Origin of the sequence: Corynebacterium sp. ACRPH (assembly GCF_022347285.1) — a bacterium.
GTDB lineage: Bacteria > Actinomycetota > Actinomycetes > Mycobacteriales > Mycobacteriaceae > Corynebacterium.
Genome location: NZ_JAKRND010000002.1, coordinates 146,546 through 163,213, shown reverse-complemented (window position 1 = coordinate 163,213; position 16,668 = coordinate 146,546). Strand labels below are relative to the sequence as shown.

General features: G+C 61.9%; 10 protein-coding genes. 6 read left to right on the top strand and 4 right to left on the bottom strand.

Annotated features, from left to right (window positions below):
- Nucleotides 1–14: 14 nt before the first annotated feature.
- Both MHX66_RS01750 and MHX66_RS01745 read right to left on the bottom strand, forming a co-directional pair.
- Nucleotides 15–1,595 carry a M1 family metallopeptidase gene (locus MHX66_RS01750; RefSeq protein ID WP_239198973.1) on the bottom strand — a complete coding sequence of 527 codons (1,581 nt, stop codon included), beginning with the start codon at nt 1,593–1,595 and terminating at the stop codon, nt 15–17.
- A gap of 118 nt (nt 1,596–1,713) precedes the next feature.
- Entirely contained in the window at nt 1,714–2,946 is a 1,233-nt protein-coding gene (locus MHX66_RS01745) for an alpha/beta hydrolase family protein (RefSeq protein WP_239198970.1), read from the bottom strand.
- A 357-nt stretch (nt 2,947–3,303) separates the two neighbouring features.
- On the opposite strand from MHX66_RS01745, the gene lpdA reads away from it, so the two are divergent.
- Both lpdA and MHX66_RS01735 read left to right on the top strand, forming a co-directional pair.
- A complete protein-coding gene (gene lpdA, locus MHX66_RS01740) occupies nt 3,304–4,734 on the top strand; it encodes a dihydrolipoyl dehydrogenase (RefSeq protein ID WP_239198967.1) in 1,431 nt (476 codons plus the stop codon).
- A 173-nt stretch (nt 4,735–4,907) separates the two neighbouring features.
- Complete coding sequence (locus MHX66_RS01735) at nt 4,908–6,011, top strand: hypothetical protein (protein ID WP_239198964.1); 1,104 nt, start codon at nt 4,908–4,910, stop codon at nt 6,009–6,011.
- A 15-nt stretch (nt 6,012–6,026) separates the two neighbouring features.
- On the opposite strand, the gene ramB is transcribed toward MHX66_RS01735, so the two are convergent.
- Both ramB and aceA read right to left on the bottom strand, forming a co-directional pair.
- Complete coding sequence (ramB, locus tag MHX66_RS01730) at nt 6,027–7,544, bottom strand: acetate metabolism transcriptional regulator RamB (RefSeq protein ID WP_239198961.1); 1,518 nt, start codon at nt 7,542–7,544, stop codon at nt 6,027–6,029.
- A gap of 178 nt (nt 7,545–7,722) precedes the next feature.
- A complete protein-coding gene (gene aceA / locus MHX66_RS01725) occupies nt 7,723–9,018 on the bottom strand; it encodes an isocitrate lyase (RefSeq protein ID WP_239199092.1) in 1,296 nt (431 codons plus the stop codon).
- Between the two features lie 515 nt (nt 9,019–9,533).
- Between aceA and MHX66_RS01720 the strand changes: the two genes are divergently transcribed.
- The 4 genes from MHX66_RS01720 to MHX66_RS01705 all read left to right on the top strand — a co-directional run bounded on the left by MHX66_RS01720 (nt 9,534) and on the right by MHX66_RS01705 (nt 16,639).
- A complete protein-coding gene (locus MHX66_RS01720; RefSeq protein WP_239198958.1) occupies nt 9,534–11,729 on the top strand; it encodes a malate synthase G in 2,196 nt (731 codons plus the stop codon).
- A gap of 216 nt (nt 11,730–11,945) precedes the next feature.
- Nucleotides 11,946–12,704, top strand: a complete 759-nt coding sequence (locus MHX66_RS01715; RefSeq protein WP_239198955.1) for an HAD family phosphatase — start codon at nt 11,946–11,948, stop codon at nt 12,702–12,704.
- A gap of 138 nt (nt 12,705–12,842) precedes the next feature.
- Nucleotides 12,843–15,521: a glycoside hydrolase family 65 protein gene (locus MHX66_RS01710; RefSeq protein ID WP_239198952.1), complete on the top strand. Its 2,679-nt coding sequence runs from the start codon at nt 12,843–12,845 to the stop codon at nt 15,519–15,521.
- Nucleotides 15,522–15,853: 332 nt separating this feature from the next.
- Nucleotides 15,854–16,639 carry a succinate dehydrogenase cytochrome b subunit gene (locus MHX66_RS01705; protein WP_239198949.1) on the top strand — a complete coding sequence of 262 codons (786 nt, stop codon included), beginning with the start codon at nt 15,854–15,856 and terminating at the stop codon, nt 16,637–16,639.
- Nucleotides 16,640–16,668 lie beyond the last annotated feature (29 nt).

Below are 16,668 nucleotides of genomic sequence, written 5' to 3'. Positions count from 1 at the left end.
CGGCCCAGAAAGGGCTAGTCATGCAGCCTCTCGCCGAGCTTGCCGAGCCGCTGTCCGACGCGCTTCAGTGCATCCACGGCACGCGCCGGCCCGGAGGCATCGACCATTTCCGCAGCAGGGCCCGCGGGCAGCTCGCGCAGTTGCTCCTCGCTGAGCTCGATGCCCTCACCGCCGGGGAATTCGGGTAGTTCTTGGTGACGCAACCAGCGGTCGAACAGACCCTGTACCTCACTTCGGGCCACACCGTTTTCCTCGGCGACGGTGTTTGCCAGGTTCTCCAGGTCGCGCGTTTCCACCAACCCCATGCGGTGCTGCGTGGTCCAGCGCTTAACCATGTCGAAGAACGCCTCGTCACCCAGCAGCACGCGTAGGGCGTGGACGGTGACGGCTCCGCGCTTGTACAGCCGGTCGTCGAACATGTCTTCGGCACCGGGGCCGATCAGCAGAATGTCCTGCGGCTTCTCCGCGAGCGCATGGTGGTGCGCCCACGCATGGTGGGCGGCGGGGATGTCTTGCGACTTTTCGAACCACAACCACTCGGAATAGCAGGCGAAGCCCTCGTTGAGCCAAATATCCCGCCACTCCACCAGGCCGACGGAGTTGCCGAACCACTGGTGGGATAGCTCGTGGGCGATCAGGCGCTCCCAGGTGTGCTTGCCGTCGGCGTGGTTGCAGCCGAACATGCTCATGCCCTGGGCTTCGAGGGGGATCTCCATATCCTCGTCCGTGACCACCACGGAGTATTCCGGAAAGGGGTAGGTGCCGAAGAGCTCCGAGTAGACCTCGACCATCTCCGTCTGCTGGCCGAAATCCTCGTTGACCAGCTCACGGACCCGCTTGGCGTGCTCCGTGCCCTCGGGGAGCCAGCCGAACACCGGGACGGTCTTGCGACCGAGCTCCGCACTGCGGAAGTCGATTCGCTTAAAGGGGCCGACGTACACCGCGGCCAGGTAGGTGGCCATGGGATAGTTGGTTTCAAACACACGAGTGGTGTTGTTGCCCTTGCTGTACTGCTCCACCAGGGTGCCGTGGGCGATGGCGGTGACGTCCCGGTGGGCGGTGATGGCTACGCGGAACATCGCCTTTTCGTCCGGCGTATCGTCGCAGGGGAACCAGCTGGGGGCGCCATTGGGTTGGCCTGCCACCAGGGCTCCGCCGTCGGTTTCCTCCCAGCCAACCTCGCCCCACTTGGAGCGCAGCGGGCGCGGGTAGCCGCCGTACTTGATGGTCAGGTCAAAGGACTGATCCTCGGCAATCTCGTCTGCGAAAGTGATCGTTAGCTTGTTGCCGTTGTGCCGGAAGCGGCGGATTTTCATCGTTCCGTTGTTGGCAGCCGCCCCGTGGCCGGTGACTTCCACGCGGTTAACGGCCAGGTTATTGGCCAGGTCCAACGTCATGGTTTTCAGCGGACGGTAGTTCTCGACCGCCAGGCGCGCCACGCCGCGCAGGCGGTTGGGTTCAACGTCGTAGTCCAACTGTAGGTCGTAGCGCAGCACGTGGAACCCGAGGTTGAAGTCCACGCCCGTGTAGGCATCCCGAGCTCCGGCGATGGGGGAGCTGCGGAATGGACGAGGCTGCTGTTGGGATTGCTTCATGTAAGGCACACTACTATCTGCATAGGACAACCCCCGCCACGGAGGTGGTCTGTGGCGGGGGAAGTGTTGTTATATCTGGTTGTGTTGCTATCTGGCGCTGTGTGAGAGCGCCTGAGAACTAGCGGGAGCCCGCGGTGGAGCCCTCCCAGAACTGCTCTGGGGAGATCGGCTTGGTCGGCACCAGCGGCGGGCGCTTGACGCCCGTGCCCAGGCCGGCAACCAGGTCGCCCCAGTAGCCGCGCAGGTCATCCTGCCAGTAGCCCCACTGGTGGGTGCCTGCCGGGCGGAAGTTGTAGTTCACCGGAATGCCCAGCGAGTTGGTCTTACGAGCCAGGTCGCGGGTGCAGGCGTTAGTGGCGCCCTCGATGACAGCGCCCTCGAAGATCACCTGAGCTGCGGAGGACAGCTGGCCGTTCACGCGCTCGGACCATGGCATGTCGTGCTCGCCGGGGAACCCGGAGCTGGTGGAGACGTAGATGTTCTTCTGGCCACGCAGCTTCTCAGCGTTGATCAGAGCATCGTTGTCGCGAGCCACCTTACCGTTGACCGGACCCCACATCTTGGTGAAGTCCGTGCCACCGCGGTTCAGAACCAGGTCGATGAACTGCGGGGTCAGGCCCGTGGTGGTTGCAGCACAGCCGGAGAAGGAACCGACCGAGTCGTAGAAGCCCGGGTGGTGCTGCGCGTACAGCAGGGAGGTGGTGCCGGTCATGGACATGCCGGCGATCGCGCGCTTGTCGTTAGCCTTCAGAGCCGGTTCGATGGCCTGTGGCAGCTCGCGAGTAAGGAAGGTCTCCCACTTCTGCGGACCCTTAATCGCTGGAGTGTTCGGCTCGGTGATCCAGTCGGTGTAGTAGGAGTATGCACCGCTCATAGGGATCACGATGTTGGCGCCAATGCCGGGGCTGACGGTGCCCTTGTTAGGGTCCTCGTTGCCGCCGTAGTAAGTGACGATGTCGGTCTGGCGGAGCCAGTTGGCGATGCCTTCGCCACCGTCCGCGCCGTTGAGCATGTACAGGGTCGGAGCGTTGTCGCGCTTTGCCTTGTCCTTCGGCTGGATGACGACCAGCGGGATGTGGCGCTTCATCGACGGGGAGTAAGCGGAGACCTCCTGCACGTTGTCGAACCCGTTGGCCCGCAGCGCGTTGATGTTCTTACGCCACGTGGTGGATTCTGCCGGCTGGTTCGGAGTCGTGGAGTTCATCTTCAGCGTTGCCGGCGCGATGCCGTCTGCCTTCTGGGCGGCGGAGACGCTAGCGGCCTGGGTAGCCGGTGCGGTGACCGCGACGGTTGCGAACGGGGCGATCGCAGCCGTGACAGCGGCGAGAGTGCGGACGATGCTTCGCTTCATAGAATTGATCCTTCTGTGGGGCACGCTGGGAAAACGTCAGTATTTCTTGCCCGGGGCGTGGGGGTCAGTCGAATGAGTGAGGGGGAGAGGTCTGCAGGGCTTTTCCGGCGGATATTCGGGGAATATTCAAGAAATCCACAGCAAATCTCTAAGGACATTGGGAACATTACCTAATCTGCGAGAATTTTGGGAACCCAAAGGAGGAAAAACTTTTTCCGTTAAACCCAAAAGCGGGGATGCGAGCTGGGGAGGCGGGTGGCGCCAATAAGAAAGAGAAAGGGCGAGACAAAGGGTGGGATCAAGAGCAAGACGAGCCCGACAAACACGAGAGACGAACATTAAGTACCCTTGGGGCTTGTGGCTAAAGAACATTTTGACGTAGTAGTACTCGGAGCAGGCCCTGGCGGATACGTGGCGGCGATTCGTGCCGCTCAGTTGGGTCTGAAGACCGCCGTTATCGAAGAGCAGTACTGGGGCGGCGTATGCCTCAACGTGGGCTGCATCCCCTCGAAGGCGCTAATCCGCAACGCCGAACTTGCGCACACCATCACCAAGGAAGCCAAGACCTACGGCATTACCGGCGACAACATCTCGATGGACTTTAAGGTTGCGCACCAGCGTTCCCGCAAGGTCTCGGGCAACATCGTCAAGGGCGTGCACTACCTGATGAAGAAGAACAAGATTCAGGAAATCCACGGCCGCGGCAACTTTGTTGACGACAAGACCATCGAGGTCTCCGACGGTGGCGACGCAGACAAGACCATCACCTTCGACAACTGCATCATCGCCACCGGTTCCGTTGTTAAGTCCCTGCCGGGCGTAGAGCTGGGCGGCAACATCGTCTCCTACGAAGAGCAGATCCTGGACGAGAACAAGCCGGACTCCATGGTCATTATCGGCGCTGGCGCCATCGGCATGGAATTCGCCTACGTGCTGTCCAACTTCGGCGTAGACATCACGGTTGTTGAGTTCATGGACCGCGTCCTGCCGAACGAGGACAAGGACGTTTCCAAGGAAATCGCTCGCGCGTACAAGAAGCTGGGCGTGACCCTGAAGACAGGTCACAAGACCACCGCCGTCCGCGACCTGGGCGAAGGCAAGGGCGTGGAGGTGGACATCGAGTCCGCCGACGGCTCCAAGACTGAGACGCTGAAGGCAGACCGCGTGATGGTCTCCATCGGCTTCGCACCCCGCGTGGAGGGCTTCGGCCTGGAGAACACCGGCGTGAAGCTGACCGAGCGCGGTGCAATCGACATCGACGACGAGATGCGCACCAGCGTTCCGCACATCTACGCCATCGGTGACGTCACCGCCAAGCTGCAGCTGGCACACGTTGCCGAAGCGCAGGGCGTGGTTGCCGCCGAGATCATCGCAGGCGAGGAGACCGAGCTGCTCGGCGACTACCAGATGATGCCGCGCGCCACCTTCTGCTTCCCGCAGGTTGCATCCTTCGGCTACACCGAGGAAGCCGCCAAGAAGCAGGCAGAGGAGGAAGGCCGCGAGGTGAAGGTCGCCACCTTCCCCTACACCGCCAACGGCAAGGCACAGGGCCTGGGTCACGCGGTGGGCTTTGTGAAGCTGGTAGCAGACGCTGAGTACGGCGAACTGCTGGGCGCCCACATGGTCGGCCCGGATGTCTCCGAACTGCTGCCGGAGCTGACCCTGGCACAGCGCTTCGACCTGACGGCCGAGGAGATCTCCCGCAACGTGCACACGCACCCGACCCTGTCGGAGGCCATGAAGGAGGCTGCCCACGGCATCGCCGGCGGCCACATGATCAACCTCTAAGAGGATTCATCGGCTCACTGGCCGGCCCGCGCCTGTACCGGAAGCTTCCCTCGGAAGGGGCGCGGGCCGGTTTTGCGTTTAACGGCCAGCATTTCCCTGTTAAGGCGCAGGTAGAGTAGGATTTCGAGCAAATCCCTCCGAATCCCTCCCCCTGCCACGATTGGTGCCCAGACTTGCCAGAGAAGATTGGCTTGCTGGCAGACCGAGGACTGCCAGCGGTGCGCGTACGCGCCATGCTCCAACAGCTAGCAAAGGCCTCGGAGAATCACGTCTCCGGAACCAAGCCCATCCTCGAATTCCGCACCGGAACGCTGCCGATGGACGAGTTCGGCAACGTCCGCCTCGCCGACACCGCCCCCGGAATCCTGCGCGACTACGGCTGGGACCGCCTGGTGTACGTCACCGACCTGCCGCTGACCACCCGCAGGCCGGTAATCAGCCAGACCGTCGAGCAGGGCAAGGCCACCATGCTGTGCCTGCCCGCCTTCGGCCTGCTGCGTGCCAAGGAGGGGCTGCGGCAGGAACTGTCACGCCTGGTCTGTGGCAAGCACGCTGGAGCCGGTCAGCGCGAAAAGGGTGTAGACGAGATCGAGGGCGGCGACGTAGAGGCCGATACCACCCGCGTACTCGAAGGCCGTGGGCGCACCCTGCGCCTGCTGCTGGGGATGATCCGCGGTAACCGCCCCGGCCAGTTGATCAAGGTGCTCTCCAGCTGCCTGGCCACGGGCGTGGCCACCGGCGGCTTCGGCATATTCTACGGTTCGGTGTGGGAGATGTCCTACCTGATTAGCCCGTGGCGGCAGATCATGATCACCATCCTTTCCATCACCCTGCTGACCTTCTGGTTGATCTACAAAAATGGCCTGTGGAACGGGGGATATAGCCGTAAGGCGGAACCGTCCGTGTTGAGCGTCGGCGCCGATGCAACCTCCACACAGGCTTCCTCCGACAGCGTCGAGTGGTGGCGCGCCCGGATGGATAACCTGGCCACCACCGGTACGGTACTGATCTCCGCGACAGGCGTGTATGCCCTGATCTACCTGACGATGCTGCTGGTCAGCGCCGCCGTTGTGCCGGTGCCCTTCTTCGAAAGCCGAGTGAACTCCACTATCACGCCGCTGGACTATTTGACACTGGCATGGTTTGCGGCGTCACTAGGTACCCTCGGCGGGGCGCTCGGCTCGAGCTTCGATACCGACGAATCGGTGCGCGAGGCCACATACAACCGCCGCGAACTGCAGCGCAGGCAGATCGTCGGGCTTTTCGACGGCGACTAGCGCTAGTAGGGCGAACTAGTAGGGCGACACACTCGAACGGTGCGGGTCGATCTCCAACGAGCGGTGGATCGGTGGGAATGCGCGCTGCGGGCAGTTATCGCGCGGGCACAGCCGGCAACCGGAGCCGATAGGCACTGCCGCGGACGTGTCCTCTAGGTCCAGCCCGTCCGAGTAGACCGTCCGGTCTGCGTGCCGCAGTTCGCAGCCCAGCCCGATGGCGAACATCTTGCCCGGCTGGCCCCAGGCCGCACGGTGGTGGTTCACGGTGCGCGCGATCCACAGGTAGGTTCTCCCGTCTGGCATCTGCGCGATCTGCCGCATGATCTTGCCGGGGTAGCTAAACGTCTCGTAGACGTTCCATAGTGGGCACGTGCCGCCGGAGTTCGACAGGTGCAGGCCCGTCGCTGACTGGCGTTTGGACATATTGCCCGCACGGTCCACTCGCACAAAGGTCCAGGGCACGCCGCGCAGGCTGGGGCGCTGCAGGCTGGAGAGGCGGTGGCAGACCGTCTCGTAACCCACGCCGTATTCGCGCATGAGGAACTCCAGGTCGTAGCGCGATTCCTCCGCGGAACTGTGGAACTGCCGGTAGGGCAATAGCAGTGCGGCGGCGTAGTAGCTGGCCAGACCGCGTCGGGCAAGAGCACGGGATTCCTCGGACTGGAAGTGCCCCAATTCCACCAGTGAGTTGATGGTCGTGCCGGCCTCCAGGAACGCCAGTTCGGTGGCCAGTCGGAACGCGATCTGTCCGGGGCGCATCTTCGACGACACGTGGAGCGTCTTTTTCTGCGGGTCGAACTTGTGCTGTGTATCGCCCAGGTCGCGCGAGTAAATCACCTGCACTCGGTGCACCTGTTGTAGCCGTTCGGCGATGATCTGTTCTGTGTGGTGTATCTGGTTCGCCCCGATGTTAATTTTGGACGCCAACTTCTCCGCCGCTACATCCAGAACATCGATGTAGTTCTGCCTGGCGTAGAAAAAGTCGCGGACTTCATCGTGCGGCATAGAGAACGCCTCTGGTCCGGAGGCCCGGCCGAAGAGTTCACCCTTGGGAGTGATGGAGAGGATGGCGGAGCCCTGCACGCGCTCCTCGGTGAGCAGCGAGAGGGTATCCGAGACATTCCGGTAGCGGGAGTGAAGGTCCACGAAGGCGCGAGCCAGGTCCGGGTGGTTCTTCACCAGCGCTGCGAGTTCGGTGACGTCCGCCGGGGTGGGGCTGATCTCCGGGTCCAGGGTGACGTCCTGGACTTCCGCCAGCAGGCGAGTGGAGTCTTGGTCGGCGAAGAAGGTTGGGTCGATGCCGAAGGCGGCGGTGATGCGCTCCAACACGGCGGCGGTCAGCGGGCGCCCGTCGTGCTCGATCTGGTTCACGTAGCTGGCGGAGAGGTCCAGGATCTCCGCGAGGCGGGCCTGGGAGATTCCGCGTTCCTTGCGTAGCTGGCGAAGGCGGGAGCCGACGAAGGGGCGCTCGGTGTTGCTTTCAGGGGCGCGTGCAGGGGTGCGTGCGGATCTGCGTTCAGTCGGTTTTCCCATGGTGTTCACCAGTATATTCGGTGGTCGTCTAGGTTCCGGTTTCAACGCAACTAACGGGCAGGCCAAACTGCCTCCAGACAGCAAAGAGCCCGGCCAGCACTTTCGTGCTGACCGGGCTCTAACAGAGTACGGGCTGCAAAGCCCGCGAGCTAGTTCCTAGCGCTTGGAAGCAAGCGGCTTAATGGAACTGGCCCTCCTCGGTGGAGCCCTTCAGGGCGGTGGTGGAGGAGTTCGGGTCAACGGTGGTGGCGATCTGGTCGAAGTAGCCAGCACCAACCTCACGCTGGTGCTTCACAGCGGTGAAGCCGCGCTCCTTGGCAGCGTCGAACTCGCGGTTCTGCAGGTCGACGAATGCGGACATCTGGTTGCGGGCGTAGCCGTAAGCCAGGTCGAACATGGAGTAGTTCAGAGCGTGGAAGCCAGCCAGGGTGATGAACTGGAACTTGAAGCCCATTGCGCCCAGCTCGTTCTGGAACTTGGCGATGGTGTCGTCGTCCAGGTGTGCAGACCAGTTGAAGGACGGGGAGCAGTTGTAAGCCAGCAGCTGGTCCGGGTGCTCTTCGCGGACTGCCTCAGCGAACTTCTTAGCCAGCTCCAGGTCCGGGGTGCCGGTCTCCATCCAGATCAGGTCAGCGTACGGAGCGTATGCCTTCGCACGGGCGATACAGGGCTCGATGCCGTTCTGCACGTTGTAGAAGCCCTCAGCGGTGCGGCCGCCGGTCAGGAACGGCTTGTCGCGGTCGTCAACGTCGGAGGTCAGCAGGGTAGCAGCCTCAGCGTCGGTACGAGCAACAACCAGGGTCGGGGTGTTGGCAACGTCCGCTGCCAGACGTGCGGAGTTCAGGGTACGGATGTGCTGCTGGGTCGGGATCAGAACCTTGCCGCCCAGGTGGCCACACTTCTTCTCGGAGGCCAGCTGGTCCTCCCAGTGGGTACCTGCAGCGCCGGCCTTGATCATGGCCTTCTGCAGCTCGTAGACGTTCAGTGCGCCACCGAAGCCAGCCTCGCCGTCGGCAACGATCGGAACCAGCCAGTTGTCAACGGAGGTGTCACCCTCAACGCGAGCGATCTCGTCTGCGCGGGACAGAGCGTTGTTGATGCGCTGAACAACGGACGGAACGGAGTTCGCCGGGTACAGGGACTGGTCGGGGTAGGTGTGGCCGGACAGGTTAGCGTCACCTGCAACCTGCCAACCGGACAGGTAAACAGCCTTCAGGCCTGCGCGGACCTGCTGAACGGCCTGGTTACCGGTCAGGGCGCCAAGGGCGTTGATGTAGGAGTCGTCACCCTTGTTGACTGCTTCCCACAGGATCTCAGCGCCGCGGCGTGCCAGGGTGTGCTCTTCAACAACGGTGCCCTGCAGCTCAGCGACCTGCTCTGCGGTGTAATCGCGCTCAACGTTAGCCCAGCGGGGGTTCTCGTCCCAGTCCTTCTGGATTTCTTCAGCGGTACGTGCCTTGCCGACGTTCGACATGTAGGGGGTCACTTCCTTACTCATTAAGGGGAGAGTTATGTCTTGGTCCCTGCCCGGGGGTTCCTGGCGGGGGGACACCGAGCCGCATATTCGAGAACCTCGACAGCACTTTCCAGTGCAGCCTAGGTGAAGTCTGCGTTCCGTGTCTCTACCTACGAGAGTACCAACCTAAATAACCACGTCAATGCCGGTCAGGCGGATATTTCTGTGTGGGGGTGGCTCCCCTTTTTGTGAATCTTGTAAAGTTTTTCTCCACACTGTTTCTAAGTGACGCCTTAACGCTTGAACGTGATGTGGCTCTCTTACTGCGCTTATAGGTGTGGTGCGCCACGGGTTGAATCGTGGCGTCAAAAAGAAAAAGAGGAACAAGCTTGCCCGATAGTCCCCGTCGGTGGGGGTGGACAAAGTGCGATCTATGACCAACTTCATACCGATCGTGAGGGAACTCACCTAGTCTTTGAGGGTAGAGACCTTTAAATAGGTAAATCGATTGATATGTGAGGAGCCACGTCACTATGACCCAGACCGAGCGCGTAACAGCCGGCGGCCTTCAGGTTGCCAAGACTCTCTATGACTTCGTTAACACTGAGGTACTTCCCGTCATCGGCAAGGATTCCGTCGAGGAGCAGGAGAAGTTCTGGGATGGCTTCGGCAAGATCGTCGAGGGGTACACCCCGCGTAACCGCGAGCTGCTGAACACTCGCGACGAGCTGCAGAAGAAGATGGACGCCTGGTACGCCGACCACAAGGGCGCCCAGGACCCGGAGGAGTACAAGGCCTTCCTGAAGGAAATCGGCTACCTGGTCGACGAGCCGGGCGACTTCGAGATTACGACCCAGAACATCGACCCGGAGGTCGGCACGACCGGCGGCCCGCAGCTGGTGGTGCCGATCCTGAACGCTCGCTTCGCGCTGAATGCAGCGAACGCTCGCTGGGGTTCCCTGTACGACGCTTTGTACGGCACCGACGCTATCTCTGAGGAGAACGGCCAGGAGAAGGGCACCGGCTACAACAAGGTCCGCGGCGACAAGGTCATCGAGTGGGGTCGCGAGTTCCTGGACCGCGTTGTACCGCTGGAGTCCGGCTCCCACAAGGACGTCACCAAGTACGCCGTCGAGTCCGGCCAGCTGACCGCCACCATCGATGGCAACGACGTGCACCTGCGCAACCCGGAGGTCTACGCGGGCTTCGGCGGTGACAAGGCCAACCCGAGTGACATCCTGCTGTACAACAACGGCCTGTACATCGACATCCAGATCGATCCGGAGTCCCCGATCGGCAAGACCGACAAGGCCGGCGTGAAGGACCTGAACCTCGAATCCGCAGTCTCCACCATCATGGACTTCGAGGACTCCGTCGCCGCCGTCGACGCAACCGACAAGACCCTGGGCTACCGCAACTGGCTCGGCCTGAACACCGGCAACCTCACCGAGGAAGTGGAGAAGGGCGGCAAGACCTTCACTCGTAAGCTCAACGAGGATCGTGTGTTTACCTCCCGTGATGGTCAGGAGCTGCGTCTGCACGGTCGTTCCCTGCTGTTTGTGCGTAACGTTGGCCACCTGATGCAGAACCCGGCGATCCTGGACCAGAATGGTGAGGAGATCTTCGAGGGCATCATGGATGCCGTCATTACTTCGGCTGCTGCGATCCCGGGTCTGGATGAGAACAACCCGCTGCGTAACTCCCGTAATGGTTCGATCTACATTGTGAAGCCGAAGCAGCACGGTCCGGACGAGGTTGCGTTCACCAACGACCTGTTCGGTGCTGTGGAGGATCTGCTGGGTCTGGAGCGCTTCACCCTGAAGGTTGGTGTGATGGATGAGGAGCGTCGTACCACCGCTAACCTGGATGCTTGCATCGCGCAGGTTAAGGAGCGTCTGGCGTTTATTAACACCGGCTTCCTGGACCGCACTGGTGACGAGATCCACACCTCCATGTTGGCTGGCCCGATGGTGCGTAAGGCGGATCTGCAGACCGCGCCGTGGAAGTTGGCTTACGAGGACAACAATGTGGATGCTGGTCTGGCGCATGGTCTGCCGGGTAAGTCGCAGATCGGTAAGGGTATGTGGGCCAAGACTGAGCTGATGGCTGACATGCTGGCCCAGAAGATCGGCCAGCCGAAGGAGGGTGCTTCCACTGCGTGGGTTCCGTCGCCGACGGGTGCGACGCTGCACGCAACTCACTACCACGAGGTGGATGTTTTCGAGGTGCAGGACAAGCTGCGTACCGAGGGCCGCCGCGAGACTCTGGGTGACATCCTGACTATCCCGGTGGCGGAGTCTGCTGATTGGTCTGCTGAGGAGATCGCCGAGGAGATTGACAACAACTCCCAGTCCATCCTGGGTTATGTGGTTCGCTGGGTGGAGCAGGGTGTTGGTTGCTCCAAGATCCCGGATATCCACGACATTGACCTGATGGAGGATCGCGCTACCTGCCGTATTAATTCCCAGCACCTGGCTAACTGGTTGAAGCACGGTGTGGTGACTGAGGAGCAGGTTCTGGAGTCTTTGCAGCGTATGGCTGCGAAGGTGGATGAGCAGAACGCTGGTGATGCGAACTACCGGAACATGGCGCCGAACTTTGATGAGTCGGTGGCTTTCCAGGCTGCGAAGGATTTGGTGTTTAAGGGTCTGGAGCAGCCGGCTGGTTACACCGAGCCGATCCTGCACGCCCGTCGTTTGGAGTTCAAGGCTAAAAACGGCATCGCCTAAAGCTTCGCGCGAGGCCAACGCTACCTAAAGCGTTTAAGGACCTAACCGCCGGTGTGAGCCCGCCTCACCCGGCGGTTTTCCTATGCCCACTTCCGTGCAGCTTCCTTGCAGCTTCCTTGCACGGACAGTTGTCCGACCCCCTGGTTAGACTGGTGGTCACGCGAACACACATGCACGACCGCACATTCACCAAGGCGCCCCGGAAGGAGCCCGACTTTGTCCGTCACCACCTTTGGCACCCCGCCCGCCCGATCTCTCTTTGATTTTGACGCCGTACTTTTCGACCTCGACGGTGTGATCACCCCGACCGCAGAGCTCCACCGTCAGGCGTGGGCACGGATGTTCAGCGCTTTCCTGGAGGCCAAGGGCGCTAAGCCCTACACCGAACAGGATTACTTCGACTACCTGGACGGCCGCCGCCGCGACGAGGGCGTGGCCGCCCTGCTGGCCAGCCGGGACATTGAGGTTCCGGAGGGCAACGCGGACGATAACGCGGATCAGGAGACGATCCACGGCCTGGGCGCCCGCAAGAACGCGGACTTCCTGAAGCTGGTGGAGGAAGGCGTGCAGGCCTACGAGGGCTCCGTGCGGCTGCTGGATGCCATCCGGGATCGCGCCGCGGCGGGGGAGAAGGCCCCGCAGATTGCGATTGTCTCCTCCTCGAAGAACGCCCGCCCGGTGCTCAAGGCGGCGGGGCTGCTCGATCGGTTTGAGGTTGTTGTGGATGGGAAGGTGGCGTCCGAAAAGAACCTGCCGGGTAAACCCGCACCAGATACGTACCTGTATGGCGCGCAGCAGCTCGGCGCCAGTGCGGAAAATGCTGTGGTGGTCGAGGATGCCACCAGTGGTGTGGCCAGCGGCAAGGCAGGCAGGTTCGGGCTGGTGATCGGCGTGGACCGTGGGGCCGGTGCGGAGGCGCTGCACGAACACGGCGCGGACATCGTGGTCGATGACCTGGCGGACCTGTTGGGTTAGAGCACGCGGCCGAGGTTAGCGAGCAGAACCTTTAGACGAACAACCGGCACAGAACTGCACAGACTTACGCAGACTGAAACAGAACTACACGAACTTACACAAAACTAGACAGAACTAGACGGAGAAACCAGAAGCACTATGGGAATCAACGCGCAACGACAGACCAAGCGCAGCCCGGAAGACCAGCGGCTGAAGGACTTCCTCGCAACCCGCCGCGAGGGAGCGGAGCCGGGGTACAAGCGCCCGGTTGACGGCGGTGACTTGCGTGCGGAGGGGTTCCGTGCCGACATGAAGCACACCGCGGTGAATCCGCTGGAGTCCGTGGATCGTGACAACAACCCGGTCGACGAGTGGGCACTGATCGAGACCCGCCCGAACTCCATGGACCTGGGGGTTTCCGAAACGCTGTTTGCGCTGTCCAACGGCTACCTGGGGCTGCGTGGCAACCCGGAGGAGGGCCGAGATTCCCACACTCACGGCACGTTCATCAACGGGGTGCACGAGACCTGGGACATTGAGCACGCGGAGGATGCCTACGGCCTGGCGCGCACGGGGCAGAGCATCGTCTCGGTGCCAGATGCCAAGGCTATGCGACTGTACATCGACGACGAGCCGCTGCGCCTGGGCAATGCGGAGGTCATGGAATACAACCGCAGCCTGGACTTCCGTGAGGGCGTGCTGCGCCGCAGCCTGGTTTGGCGCACTCCGGGCGGCAAGCACGTACGCGTGACCTCCGAGCGCATGGTGAGCTTCCAGGAGCGCCACCTGGCGCTTCAGTCCCTGGAGGTCGAGCTGCTGGACGCGCCGGCGGCCGTCGTGGTCTCCTCCCAGCTACTGAACCGCGAGGACGGCCAGGGAGAGTTCCCAGATAACAACGCCCGCGTGGCCGGCGAGGAGGGTTTCGACCCGCGCAAGGGCGAGCAGTTCCAGGATCGCGTGTTCATCCCGAAGTATCAGTCCAGCACGGAGCCGGAGCGTGCGACGCTGGGCTATCAGATCAACCACTCGGGCATGACCGTGACGGCCTCCATGGATCACATCCTGGACATCGACAACCCCTCGGATGAGACGGACACGGGTGTGGACACCGGCGTGGAGGTCTCCACGGAGGTGGAAGAGGACGTCGCTCGCGTGACGTACCACCTGAACGGCAAGAAGGGGATGAAGATGCGCCTGGAGAAGTTCACGGCGTATCACTCCTCCCGCCACGTAGCTCCGCAGGAGCTCGCGTTCCGCTGCGCACGCACCATCAACCGCGCGAAGTCGGTGGGCTTTAGCAACCTGATGGATAACCAGGCCGAGTGGCTGGCCCGCTTCTGGGAGCGCTCCGACGTGCGCATCGCCGGCCAGCCCGCGCTGCAGCAGGCAGTGCGCTGGAACATCTTCCAGCTGATCCAGGCCTCCGCCCGCGCGGAGACCAACGGCGTGCCAGCAAAGGGCATGACTGGCTCCGGCTACGGCGGCCACTACTTCTGGGACACGGAAATCTACGTGATGCCGTTCCTCTGCTACACCAACCCCAACCTGGCGCGCAACGCCCTGCGCTTCCGCTACGACATGCTGCCTGCGGCCAAGAAGCGCGCACTGGAGCTATCCCACGATGGCGCCCTGTTTCCGTGGCGCACTATCAACGGCCAGGAATCCTCGGCCTACTACGCGGCGGGTACAGCGCAGTATCATATCGATGCCGACATCGCGTTTGCGCTGATGAAGTACGTTTACGCGACTGGCGACACGGAGTTTCTGCTGCAGCAGGGCATCAGCCTGCTGGTGGAGACCGCCCGGTTCTGGATGTCCATCGGCTTCTTCAACAGCGAGCAAGACAAGTTCGAGATCCACTCTGTGACCGGCCCGGACGAGTACACAACCGTGGTGAACAACAACCTGTACACAAACGTGATGGCCCAGTACAACCTGGAGGTCGCGGCGGCGGTGGTGAGCCAGACGGAGAAGGAGCGCCCGGAGGAATACCGCAACCTGCAGAACCTGAAGCACATCACGCAGGCCGAGGTGGACCTCTGGCGCAAGGCCGCCGAGTGCATGTACATCCCGTACAACGAGGAGCTGAAGGTCAACCCCCAGGACGACCAGTTCCTGCATCGCCGCATCTGGGATCTGGACGATCCGGAGGTCGGCCCGAAGCGCCCGCTGCTTCTGCACTACCACCCGCTGACGATCTACCGCTATCAGATTTTGAAGCAGGCCGACGTGGTGCTGGCGCTGTTCCTGCAGGGGCAGCGCTTCTCCACCGAGGTCAAGCGCGCGGACTACGACTACTACGACATCCTGACTACGGGAGATTCCACCCTGTCGGCCGTCGTGCAGTCCATCATCGCCGCGGAGCTGGGCTACAAGGAGAAGGCAGAGGAGTTCTTCTACCGCGGTCTGTTCGTGGACATGGGCGACCTGCACCACAACGCCTCAGATGGCGTGCACATCGCCTCCTGCGGTGGCGCGTGGACGGCGCTGACCAACGGCTTCGGCGGCTTCCGCGATTTCTACGGGCAGTTCACCATCGATCCGCGGTTGCCGGACGAGTGGGAGTCCCTGACCTACCACATCACCCTGCACGGCGAGCGCCTGCGTGTGGAGGTTCGCCCCGGTGAGGTAGAGCTGGTGCTGGAGGAGGGCGACCGCAAGGTCGGTCCGATCTGGGTTATGGGCGAGGAGGTTGTGGTCGGCCACGAGCCCGTCGTTGTGAAGGGGGCGACGCTGCTCAGTGAACACCGCGCCGACGGGGCTGATGGGGGCGAAGCTGCCCGGGACGCAGACGGCGGTTCTAAGCATGGTTCCCCGGATCACTGGGTAAAGCTATAAAAATATATATTTTCTGACGCCTACCGCCAGCGCGCGCCGTCACCCCCGCATTCTCTGTGAGGTGGGTGGTGGGCGTGAAGAAGTTGGGGCGTGGCGTCAATAAGAAAGAAACAGGGTAACCCCCGAAAGCCGTGTGACCAGTGTGACGCTGAGCGACGACGGTCTCTTAGGGGGAATCTAACAGTACGGTCGTACCGTTATGGGTATTTTTGCAAGGCTTGTATTGCGGAAATGTTATACCCCATAACGGGGTGTAAGAGCGGGAATATGCAGGTACACGAGTAGTCCGAGGGGGCTAAAGCACATACAGTGTCTATGACACTGGAGGTGCCATGACTGTTAAATATGACGACCGTGAGGCAATCGCTCACGGAAAACTGAGAACTTCGAGCCTGCGCGAGAAGCCAGGCTTCCCTTCGTGGGCGATGAAGCTGACGATGGCCATCACGGGCATCATCTTCGCGCTGTTCGTCCTGGTTCACATGGTTGGAAACCTGAAGGTTTACATGGGGGCCGAATCCTTCAACACCTACGCTGATTTCCTGCGTGAATTCGGCTACCCGCTGCTGCCGCACGAGTCCTTCCTGTGGGTTGCTCGTATCGTGCTGCTGGTTTCCCTGATCCTGCACGTATGGTGTGCATTTGCACTGACCGGCCGTGCCCACCAGTCCCGCGGCCGTTACCGCCGTAAGGGCATGGTTGGTAGCTGGAATACCTTTACCGCCCGCAGCATGATCGTCACCGGTATCGTGCTACTGCTGTTTATCATCTTCCACATCCTGGATCTGACGATGGGCGTAAAGCCGGTCGCTTCCGAAGACTTCCAGGGCCCGACTGACGGCGCACACGCCGCCTACCAGAACCTGATTGCATCCTTTGACCGCCCGGCTGTGGCTATCTTCTACATCCTGGCGATGCTGATCCTGTTCATGCACCTGTCCCACGGCATCTGGACTGCCACCTCGGACCTGGGCATCACCGGCCACCGCACCCGCAAGGTCATGCTGTGGATCGCTTACCTGCTGCCCGCGATCGTGATGATCGGCAACATCTCCATCCCGCTGGCTGTGATGTTTGGGTTGGTTGATCAGGTCCCGTTCGTCCCGGCTGGGCAATAACGGCGAGTCTGGTTACAAGGAGAAGAGAG

What these genes read in the sequence shown, in the direction of transcription:
- MHX66_RS01705 (WP_239198949.1), top strand. Translation starts at nt 15,854, where the DNA reads ATGACTGTTAAATATGACGACCGTGAGGCAATCGCTCACGGAAAACTG.
- MHX66_RS01750 (WP_239198973.1), bottom strand. Translation starts at nt 1,595, where the DNA reads ATGAAGCAATCCCAACAGCAGCCTCGTCCATTCCGCAGCTCCCCCATC.
- aceA (WP_239199092.1), bottom strand. Translation starts at nt 9,018, where the DNA reads ATGTCGAACGTCGGCAAGGCACGTACCGCTGAAGAAATCCAGAAGGAC.
- MHX66_RS01710 (WP_239198952.1), top strand. Translation starts at nt 12,843, where the DNA reads ATGGGAATCAACGCGCAACGACAGACCAAGCGCAGCCCGGAAGACCAG.
- MHX66_RS01745 (WP_239198970.1), bottom strand. Translation starts at nt 2,946, where the DNA reads ATGAAGCGAAGCATCGTCCGCACTCTCGCCGCTGTCACGGCTGCGATC.
- MHX66_RS01720 (WP_239198958.1), top strand. Translation starts at nt 9,534, where the DNA reads ATGACCCAGACCGAGCGCGTAACAGCCGGCGGCCTTCAGGTTGCCAAG.
- ramB (WP_239198961.1), bottom strand. Translation starts at nt 7,544, where the DNA reads ATGGGAAAACCGACTGAACGCAGATCCGCACGCACCCCTGCACGCGCC.